The following is a 10194-nucleotide window of genomic DNA, read 5'->3' as shown; positions in this document are numbered from 1 at the left end:
TCTGTTCAGAAATCTGTTAATTAAATTAGGTATCCACAAACTAAAGTGCGGTCAATTTTCGATAAGTTTTTTCATTTTGACTGCCTAATATTTATCTATTATATGAGCCTGCACTTCTGCTCCCAGTTCATTAATGGCTTTCCAGTCAGGATAAATACCGCTTAAATCATCTTGTGCTAAACCTAAACGCACGGCTTGATCAACAATAATACGAGCTACATCAAAATGTTTTGCTAATGGATATTGTTCTAATTGGGTTCTTAACACTTCACTCAAATCAATAGGCTGATTTTGTAAACGATATTCGATGAGTAACGCCTGCATTGTTTCTACAATTTGCTCATGTAAATCAGCAAGGGATTCATATTGCAATTCTTCAGGTAGCTCACCTATGGCATCTTCTTCACGCAAGCTTAATTCATCTTCTCGCAAATCCACTAAGCGTTCAGCCTGTGCAGCCCAAAGAAACCAAGGATGATCAAAATAATGATGAATAGATTGACGTAAACGCTGTGAAAAGACACGGTTTTTATCTAAATCAATGGCGGTACGGATAAATTTATGCACATGGCGGTCGTAACCAATCCATAAATCAATGGCTTGTTGTCCCCAACTAATAATGCGATCTAGTTTTGCCTGTAAGTCCACAATCAGCTGATCCACAAAATACAGATTATCATGACCGATCACAGAATCTTGAATACGCAATAATTGTGCCTGTAATTTATCGCCAGCGGCGTTGAGTGTATCTTGTAATTCACGCAAATTGCCTGAAGTTTCATCTAACAAACGTTCACAGCTGGCAATCGCTGCTTGCCAATCTTTTGTCAGCAATTCCGCAATTTCTTCTTTGATACTTTGTTGATTTTCGTCCATCATTCGCTGAGATAAATCAATGCTATCGAAGATTTCAGCGACAGAATATTTTAATGGTGCGAATACATTTCTTCGCCAATGATGTTCATCTCCGCCCTCTTCTGCCGCATCTGATGCACGTTGAATTTCATCTGCCACAATAGAAAGCTGTACGGATAAACGTAAAGCGGAAAATTCTCGCTGACGAATATAATAATCGGAAACGCCTACACCTAGCGGAGTTAGACGATAAATAGATAAACCTTCAGTGAATTCACTACTAAAACGGTTTAAAAAACGCTGTTTCACGAGCTCATTAATCGCATTATTTGCTCTGGTACTAATAGTTTCTGCAGATTGATCAAAAGCGTTAGAAATGTGGCGGAAAATATCAACCAAATCGGTTTCTAACATTTCTCCGTCAATACGTTCATTATTATAAATAGCAATGGCTAGTAAAAATGCCAATCGTTCGGTAGGGAGATTTAAAGAAAACTCACGTTCTCTCGCCCAATTAACTAATTCAGGAATGGTTTGTGATGTTTCGAGCATTAACAATTCTCACAATGCAATAAATTTACGCAAAATTGTGCGAGATTATAGCCTAATTTTGCCTTTTCTAATAGAGAGAAATAGGGCAAAAAGCCACCGCACTTGTATCTCGTAGCGAATTTAGACAATAGATCATTAAAAATACAGTTTTCTGTTGGCAAAGTAGCAATTCCCCTTTACTATACGGCAAATTTTTAATAAGGGCAGAAATAATTATATGAATGCAAATATTGTGACTGAAAAAGAGAAAAAACAGACTTATAACTTCAATAAATTACAAAAGAGATTACGCCGTAATGTAGGCAACGCCATTGCTGATTTCAATATGATTGAAGATGGCGACAAAGTTATGGTTTGTCTATCGGGCGGAAAAGATAGTTATACGTTGTTAGATATTTTATTAAATTTACGCCTAAATGCCCCTATCCATTTTGATATTGTGGCAGTGAATTTAGATCAAAAACAGCCTGGTTTTCCAGAACATATTTTGCCTGAATATTTGCAAAGTATTGGTGTGGATTACAAGATTGTAGAAGAAAATACCTATGGCATTGTGAAAGAAAAAATTCCTGAAGGAAAAACCACTTGCTCCCTCTGCTCTCGATTACGCCGAGGTATTTTATACCGCACTGCAACAGAATTAGGAGCGACCAAAATTGCCTTAGGACATCATCGTGATGATATGTTAGAAACCTTGTTTTTAAATATGTTTTATGGCGGCAAAATGAAATCAATGCCACCTAAACTGATGAGTGATAATGGCAAACAGATTGTGATTCGCCCTTTAGCTTATTGCAAAGAAAAAGATATTGAAAAATACGCTATTGCCAAACAGTTCCCAATCATTCCTTGTAACCTCTGTGGCTCACAGCCTAATTTACAACGCCAAGTGGTGAAAGAAATGCTACAAACCTGGGATCGTCAATATCCGGGAAGAATTGAAACTATGTTTAGTGCTATGCAAAATATTGTTCCTTCCCATTTATGCGATCCTAATTTATTTGATTTTAAAGGGATTCAGCATGGAAGTATGATTGAAGGTTTAGAGGGCGATATTGCCTTTGATAAACAAGAGTTTTCAGCGGCTCTACAACTTCAAGATGAAGATGAAAAAACAGATTTTACCCAAGGTGAAATGATTAGTTTTAAAGAGGTAAATTAAGGATTACAGACAAAAAGTGCGGTAGAAAAATAAAATTTTTACCGCACTTTTTATTAGAGCCTTCTCGCTTGCCAATAAGTTCTTTTCCAATAAGGGCTATTTAATGACGAGTAAATAACCCCACCTTTTGTTGAAGCATGTAAAAATTGATCATTTTTAACATAAATACCAACATGGTAACCATTTGGTCCTCTTCCTGTTCTGAAAAAAACTAAATCTCCAGTTTGCAGTTCTGTTTTTTTAATTTTGATACCCTGTTTTGCTTGTTCAACAGTTGTTCGCGGCAGTTTTACATTAAAACGATCTTTAAATGTTTTTTGTACAAATGCAGAACAATCAATCCCTCTTCTAGTGTTTCCACCAATTAAATAAGGCGTTCCTGCCCATTGGTGTTGTTGCTCGGATAAAAGGGCAATTGCCATGATAGGATCATTCAACTTGCCTTGATATTCAATAGACGAGTCATTTTTCTGTTTTGTAGTTGATGTACAAGCGGTCAATATAATGATACTTATACAAAAAGAAATCTTCTTTAACATAAGAATTCCAATAGCTTTATCCTAATTATTAGGTGTAAATAAGACATAAAAAAGCTATTTACATCAAGTAAATAGCTTCTTTTTTAAAAGAAAGAAAAATTAACTCTTTGGTTTGGATTTTTCTACTCTTGAACGCAATTTTTGACCTGGCCTAAATACAACAACACGACGAGCAGAAACAGGGACTGTTTCCCCTGTTTTAGGATTACGTCCTGGACGAGAAGATTTATTTCTTAATTCAAAATTACCAAAACCAGATAATTTCACATCTTCACCATTTTCCAATGCGACGCGAATTTGTTCAAAGAAATCTTCCACTAATTCTTTAGCATCTAATTTATTTAAACCTTGTTCAATCAAACTATTCGTGAGGTCTACTTTGGTCAGTGTCATAATTAATCTCTTAAGTAAGCATTAAAACGTTGTTCCAATGCAGATAATACAACAGAAATTACTGCATTAATATCTTTTTCTTCAAGAGTTTTTTCTGTATCTTGAATAGTTAAGCTAAGTGCTAAACTTTTCTTATCCACAGGTAAGTTTGAACCTTGGTAAACATCAAATAAATTGACGTTGATAAGCTGTTTGCCCCCCACTGAACGACACACGTCTAATACTTCGCCCGCTGCAACATTGGCATCTACAACAATCGCAATATCACGTTTATTGGCAGGGAAACGAGAGATTTCTTGTGCTTTTGGCACATTACGCTCAGCAATCGCACTCCATTCAATTTGGAATACAATAGGTTTACCAGCTAAGTCTAATTGTTGTACCACTTTTGGATGAACGGTACCGATAAAGCCAATTTCTTGCTCATCAAGCAGAATTGCTGCTGATTGACCTGGGTGTAATGCAGAATAAGTTTTTGCAACAAAGCGCAAGCGATTTCCAACCTTGGTTAAAGATAAAATTTGTTCTAAATCACCTTTTAAATCAAAGAAATCAACATGCTCACCTTTTTGTTCCCAATAAACAGGGCGTTTATCTCCAACAATCACACCGCCAATCACATATTCTTGGCGAATGCCACATTCGGCTGTTGCATCAGGTACAAAACGTAAACCCGCTTCAAATAAACGAATACGATTTTGTTGGCGATTTTGATTATATGCAACTGCACCTAATAATCCTGGCAATAAAGATAAACGCATTGCTGACATTTCTTTTGAAATTGGATTTGGTAGCACAAGTGCATCTTGCTCTGGATGCAACAATTTCTGAACATCAGGATCAACGAAACTATAAGAGATAATTTCTTGATAATCCTTATCCACAAGTGCGGTACGAATTCGATTAAGATCTAATAATGCTTCAGGCTGTTCTTTCATCTGTAAATGTGCAAGAGGTGCATTATTTGGAATGCTGTTATAGCCATAAATACGAGCAACTTCTTCAATTAAATCTTCTTCAATTTCAATATCAAAACGCCAGCTCGCTGAAGTAACTGTCCAAACATCATTCGCATATTCCACTGCAAATCCTAAACGGTGGAAAATATCGGTAACAATTTCGGTTTCAATATGATGGCCAAGTAAGGCATCTAATTTTGAACGACGTAATTGAACTTGTTTTACTTTTGGTAAATGTTCGGTATTTAAAGCCTCACAAATTTCACCTGCTTCACCACCACAAATGTCAAGTAAAAGTGCGGTTGCTCTTTCCATTGCTTTACGAGCAAGTTCAAAATCCACACCACGTTCAAAACGATGAGAAGAATCTGTATGTAAACCATATTGTCTTGCACGCCCTGCAATAGCTAATGGTGCAAAAAATGCCGCTTCTAAAATAACATCTTTAGTTTCAGTATTAACGCCACTTGCCTGTCCACCAAAAATACCCGCCATAGCTAATGGACCATTTTGATCGGCAATGACTAATGTATTTTCTTTTAACTGAGCTGTGGAACCATCTAATAGTACAAGTTCTTCGCCTTGTTTTGCCATACGCACCTGTACAGGTTGAGCCACTTTTGCCATATCAAAAGCGTGCATTGGTTGACCAAGTTCTAATAAAATATAATTGGTGACATCTACGACAGGATCGATTGAACGAATACCACAACGGCGTAATTTTTCTTGTAGCCACATTGGAGATGTTGCTTTAACATCAACATTTTTTACCACTCTCAATAAATAACGTGGACAAGCTTCTGGGGCTAATACTTCAATAGCAACCTTGTCTTCAATGCTGGCTGTTACAGGTTCAAAGTGTAGTGGGTTTAGCTCAAGTTTATTGACAACCGCAATTTCGCGAGCAATTCCAGCCATACTTAAGCAATCAGCACGGTTCGGCGTTAAGCTAATTTCAATGCTATTGTCATCTAAGGTTAGATAATCACGTAGATTAGTTCCTACAGGAGCATCTTGTGGCAATTCAATAATACCATCTTGATCACTAGCAATGCCTAATTCTGTAAAAGAACATAACATTCCCTCAGATGGCTGACCACGTAATTTCGTTTTTTTAATTTTGAAATCACTAGGTAAAACTGCACCCTCAGTGGCACAAGCAACTTTTAGCTCTTGGCGGCAATTTGGTGCACCACATACGATATCTAATAAACGATCTCCACCCACATTGACTTTAGTCACACGTAATTTGTCCGCATCAGGATGTTGAGCACATTCAACCACTTCACCAACAACAACACCATTAAAGTTGCCAGCAACATTTTCTACACCATCAACCTCTAACCCAAGCATTGTGATTTGTTCGCATAATTGTTCTGTGCTAATTTCAGGATTCACCCACTCACGCACCCATAATTCACTAAATTTCATTTATCTTCTCGCTTTATTTTAATAATTTAAATTCTATATTCTTAAACACAATATCATTAAATTGCGCATCTAATTTATACGTACCAATAGGATCTTGTTTGCCAAAAGTCCAACATTGCGTAGGAGTATTATCCCTAATTTCTGTTTTCATCATATCGAATACAATTAAAAAATTCTTTTTATTGTTTGTACTTTGGCATTTGGCACGTTTACTTCTATTGGCCTTGGTGCTAGAACATATTGAGCAAAAAGATTTTGTTCTTGAACTGGTACATTTAACACATGTAAGCAAACTTGACGAGGTTTACTACGTGACAATTTATTCCCCTCGATGACTTTGTATGGTTTTACTGACGTATCAAAAACACGAATAACAGCCATAGGTTTTTGTTCTTGAATAGCCAATTTAATTTGCTCTTCTGAATTAGCTGAAACCAAAGAAGAAAAACCAAGAAAAGCAATTGGAATTAGTTTTTTCATATTCATATTCTCATTATTTAAATTGTTTGAGGAAACGTAGATCGTTTTCAAAGAATGAGCGTAAATCTGTGACGTTGTAGCGTAACATTGTTAAACGCTCTACCCCCATTCCCACCGCAAATCCAGAATATTCATTTGGATCAATGCCAACATTACGTAATACATTTGGATGGACCATGCCACAACCTAAAACTTCAAGCCATTTTCCATTTTTCCCCATTACATCCACTTCCGCAGAAGGCTCTGTAAATGGAAAATATGATGGACGGAACCGCACTTGTAAATCTTCTTCAAAGAATGCACGTAAGAAATCATGTAATAAGCCTTTCAACTCAGTGAAATTCGCTTTTTTATCTACATACAATAATTCAATTTGATGGAACATTGGTGTATGTGTTTGATCGTAGTCATTACGATAAACTCGTCCAGGGGCCATAATGCGAATTGGTGGCTGCATTTTTTCCATTGTACGAATTTGTACACCAGAAGTCTGGGTTCGCAATAGACGTTCTGCATCAAACCAGAAAGTATCATGATCAGCGCGAGCTGGGTGATGTTTAGGAATATTTAATGCATCAAAGTTATAGTAGTCAGTTTCAATTTCAGGTCCTACTTCAACCGTAAAACCTAATTTTGAGAAAAATTGCACAACTCGATTAATAGTAATAGAAACTGGGTGTAATCCGCCTAATTCCAAAGTTCTTCCCGGTAAGCTAACATCAATGCTTTCTTGCGCTAATTTTTCATTTAATGCAATCTCTTCCCATTCTGCTTTTTTCGCATTTAAAATAGCTTGAACTTCTTGTTTTGCTTCATTAATTTTAGCACCTACAGCGGGTCTTTCTTCTGCTGGCACATCTCTCAATCCTTGCATTAACTGAGTAAAATGTCCTTTTTTGCCAAAATATTCCACACGAATTGCATCTAAGCTTTCAAGGCTCTTATCTGTTAGCGCCTCAATTGCTTTTTTAGCCTGTTCAGTAATTTCTTGTAGGTTATGCATACCTGTCCTCTAAATAATAAAAATCCAATGTTTGAACGAAAATGCCGTTAATGATAATACTAAGCTGTTAAAAAATCACGTTTTTCTTCATTTTTAACGGCGGTTAAAGAAAAAATGCCAAAAACGGCCTTTATGCTGCTCAGCTCTATCTTCCAATCTCTGTTGAATAACATCTACAATAGGAAGATTTTTTTCTGTATAGGCTATATCTGGTTCACTTGCTAAGTGGCGTTTAAATAGAATTTCAGTCGCCTGAAAAATATCTTCAACAGCCCAAATAAAGAATTTTTCTTGGCGTACAGCATCAATAACTTTATTGGATAAACTCAGCTGATTTAGTACCGCACTTGGAACAATTACGCCTTGTGTTCCATTTAATTCTCGGCGTTGGCATATTTCAAAAAAGCCTTCAATTTTCTGATTGACACCACCAACTGTATGAACCAAACCAAATTGATCAATTGCCCCTGTTACAGCAATATTCTGTGGTAAAGGTAAATCAGATAAAGCACTTAACAAAGCGCAAAATACTGCCAAAGATGCACTATCCCCGTCAATATCACCATAAGATTGTTCAAAGGCAATGGATGCAGAAAACGGCAGTTGAGAAGGAAGATCCAAAACGCCAGCAAGACAAGTTTCGGCAATCATAATACTTTTGCCATGAATATTGCCTGCAAGCTCACTTTTTCTCTCAATATCAATAATTTCCCCATCACCAAATTGTACAATGCAACTAATTCTTGAGGGTTCGCCAAAGGAAACTGGTGTACCGGGATATTCAATGACAGATAATCCATTAATCTGTCCTATCATCTCGCCTTCTGTCGCAATAAAAATTTGTTCTTGTAAAATATCTCGATAAGTTTGTTCACGCAAAAAACTATGCTGTTGTTCTTTTTGCTGAAAAAATAATTGAAAATCTACCGCACTTAAACTTTGCTTTCCGCTTAAAAGTTGAGCTCCAAGTAAAATTTCTTTTAATTTTAACGGAGAAATACTGACTAAATAACGGTCTTCACTTTCTCTGACCAAGAATTGATAAAGTGCATTAATCCCTTCACGACTTAGTTCTATCTCTTGTGTTTTAGCAACTGTATACACATAGCTTGCCCAATCTTGATAGGATTGACTGTTATCAAATGAAAAATAACTTTCAATTTCTGCATAATCTGCAAAGTGATACAGTTCTTCCTCCAACTCAGATAAAGTGGCAAGTTCTGAACGATTACCTAAAATAATCACTTTCAGATTTAATGGATAATCTGGAATAGAACAAGGTAACGTTTTTAAGGGGTTAAGAGAATACCAACTAAAAACACCGCTTAATAATAATTGTTTCAAACGAAGCCATACATCAAATTGTTCCAATAATGCTGCGACACTTAAAATGAGCACACCATTATTCAGCTGATGTACCAAGCCAGCATTTAATTGAATATCATGAGAACTAGGATGAATTAAAACGGAGCCAAATAGTTGGCTTTGATCAAAAAATAATGCGCTAGCAACTTTTTTCTGACCAGCAAAATTATCCTCTATTGATGTTGCTTGTTCTAAATAGATTTGTGGAAAAGAAAAGCTATCGCCTTGTTCAATAGTATATTTTACGCCTATAACTTCTTTATCAGCTGGCAATTTTTGCTCGATATATTCTTGCAGTAAGGGCGCATATTCCGCTTGATCATCAGCTTTTAAAACTAACAAAGAGCGGTAAGAATTTTTTAGGAAAAGATCAACCGCACTTTTTGCTCTAGGTTGCAAGGAAAAAAAATCTACTTCAGATAATGAAGTATCAAAAAAATCATTATCAAGCGGTAAAGTGGGTAATAAATTTTGCCAAGAAATGAGTTGTTCTGATGCTAATTCTTTTGGGGAATTTTCTATTTTTTGCTCTGTTGTCACAATTACTCTCTATCAAACCTGCATTAATTAGGCGCTATTATCGCACATTTCTGTAAAATTCACTTCTGTATTCTTAATTAAAATTTACTAGAAAAATTCATTTAAAAAGCGTAATATTGTTTCCAGGTTACATTGTCACATATAAGTAAAAGTAAAATGAAATATCAAAAGTTAGAAAATCAAGAAGCAAACTGGAAATGGTTATATTTGATCAAAAAAGCCCGTGAAGGAGAAAATATTACTCGTTATACAGAACAAAGCTTACAAGAAGAAATTCTTCGCCAATTGGTTGAAGGCCAAAATTATCCCGAAAAGATTGAAGATTGGATAAAAAAACATTTATCACCACACTTAACTGTAAAACTGGATCAGGCTATCAGAGCTAGAAGAAAACGTTTTTTTAATGCTGAAAAACAATCCACAAAAAAGAAATCTATTGATTTGGAATATGCTGTTTGGCTTCGTTTATCACGCTATTCACGAAAAATGAAGATGACACTATCAGAAACTATTTCTTACATGATCGATGAGAGAGAAAGTAAAGCCTTATATGAAAATCAAGTATCTGCGATGCGAGAAGGCTTGAAAGATTTATTGAAATAAGTAAGTCTAAAATATAAAAAAGCAAGGCATTTGCCTTGCTAAATATGACCAAAATAGAGAGTTTTAATTGAGCCTCTCCCATAATTTGTGTAAATACCTGTTTCTGAGATAATACATCTAGACACAGGTATTTTATTATGAACGAAAAACAACTCCACGCCTTGGCAGCGGAATTTGCCAAAACCCTAAAAACCCCAGAAGACCTTAATCAGTTTTCACGAATGCTCAAAAAAATCACGGTAGAAGCGGCGTTAAATGGTGAGCTGACCGACCACCTTGGCTATGAAAAGCATCAGCCCAGAAAAGGCAAAA

The 10194-nt window shown here is 36.0% G+C and carries 9 protein-coding genes and 1 pseudogene; 3 read left to right on the top strand and 7 right to left on the bottom strand.

From position 1 onward, the window contains the following. Positions 1 to 84 precede the first annotated feature (84 nt). Positions 85 to 1407 (bottom strand): chromosome partition protein MukF, encoded by a 1323-nt coding sequence (gene mukF, locus B0186_RS08650; protein WP_078218962.1) that lies wholly within the window; start codon positions 1405 to 1407, stop codon positions 85 to 87. A 217-nt stretch (positions 1408 to 1624) separates the two neighbouring features. Here mukF and ttcA point away from each other — a divergent pair, with 217 nt between their 5' ends. Beyond that, positions 1625 to 2569, top strand: coding sequence for a tRNA 2-thiocytidine(32) synthetase TtcA (ttcA, locus tag B0186_RS08645; protein ID WP_078218961.1), 945 nt, complete (start codon positions 1625 to 1627; stop codon positions 2567 to 2569). Positions 2570 to 2622: 53 nt separating this feature from the next. On the opposite strand, the gene B0186_RS08640 is transcribed toward ttcA, so the two are convergent. The 6 genes from B0186_RS08640 to B0186_RS08615 all read right to left on the bottom strand — a co-directional run bounded on the left by B0186_RS08640 (position 2623) and on the right by B0186_RS08615 (position 9279). Further along, entirely contained in the window at positions 2623 to 3108 is a 486-nt protein-coding gene (locus B0186_RS08640; RefSeq protein WP_078218960.1) for an NlpC/P60 family protein, read from the bottom strand. A 99-nt stretch (positions 3109 to 3207) separates the two neighbouring features. Beyond that, positions 3208 to 3501, bottom strand: coding sequence for an integration host factor subunit alpha (locus tag B0186_RS08635; protein ID WP_078218959.1), 294 nt, complete (start codon positions 3499 to 3501; stop codon positions 3208 to 3210). Positions 3502 to 3503: 2 nt separating this feature from the next. Continuing rightward, a complete protein-coding gene (pheT, locus tag B0186_RS08630; protein ID WP_078218958.1) occupies positions 3504 to 5891 on the bottom strand; it encodes a phenylalanine--tRNA ligase subunit beta in 2388 nt (795 codons plus the stop codon). A gap of 165 nt (positions 5892 to 6056) precedes the next feature. Continuing rightward, positions 6057 to 6371 carry a hypothetical protein gene (locus B0186_RS08625; RefSeq protein ID WP_235817212.1) on the bottom strand — a complete coding sequence of 105 codons (315 nt, stop codon included), beginning with the start codon at positions 6369 to 6371 and terminating at the stop codon, positions 6057 to 6059. A gap of 13 nt (positions 6372 to 6384) precedes the next feature. Next, positions 6385 to 7374, bottom strand: a complete 990-nt coding sequence (pheS, locus tag B0186_RS08620) for a phenylalanine--tRNA ligase subunit alpha (protein WP_078218957.1) — start codon at positions 7372 to 7374, stop codon at positions 6385 to 6387. Positions 7375 to 7467: 93 nt separating this feature from the next. After that, positions 7468 to 9279 (bottom strand): AAA family ATPase, encoded by a 1812-nt coding sequence (locus B0186_RS08615; protein ID WP_078218956.1) that lies wholly within the window; start codon positions 9277 to 9279, stop codon positions 7468 to 7470. A gap of 156 nt (positions 9280 to 9435) precedes the next feature. Between B0186_RS08615 and matP the strand changes: the two genes are divergently transcribed. Together matP and B0186_RS11545 are read left to right on the top strand one after the other, a co-directional pair. Continuing rightward, positions 9436 to 9882, top strand: coding sequence for a macrodomain Ter protein MatP (matP, locus tag B0186_RS08610; RefSeq protein ID WP_078218955.1), 447 nt, complete (start codon positions 9436 to 9438; stop codon positions 9880 to 9882). A 137-nt stretch (positions 9883 to 10019) separates the two neighbouring features. Next, positions 10020 to 10194 (top strand): annotated as a pseudogene (locus B0186_RS11545) (IS256 family transposase); the annotation flags it as partial.

Source organism: Canicola haemoglobinophilus (genome assembly GCF_002015075.1).
Classification (GTDB): domain Bacteria; phylum Pseudomonadota; class Gammaproteobacteria; order Enterobacterales; family Pasteurellaceae; genus Canicola; species Canicola haemoglobinophilus.
Note: the sequence above shows the minus strand (reverse complement) of the source record. Positions and strands in the feature narration are given on the sequence as shown.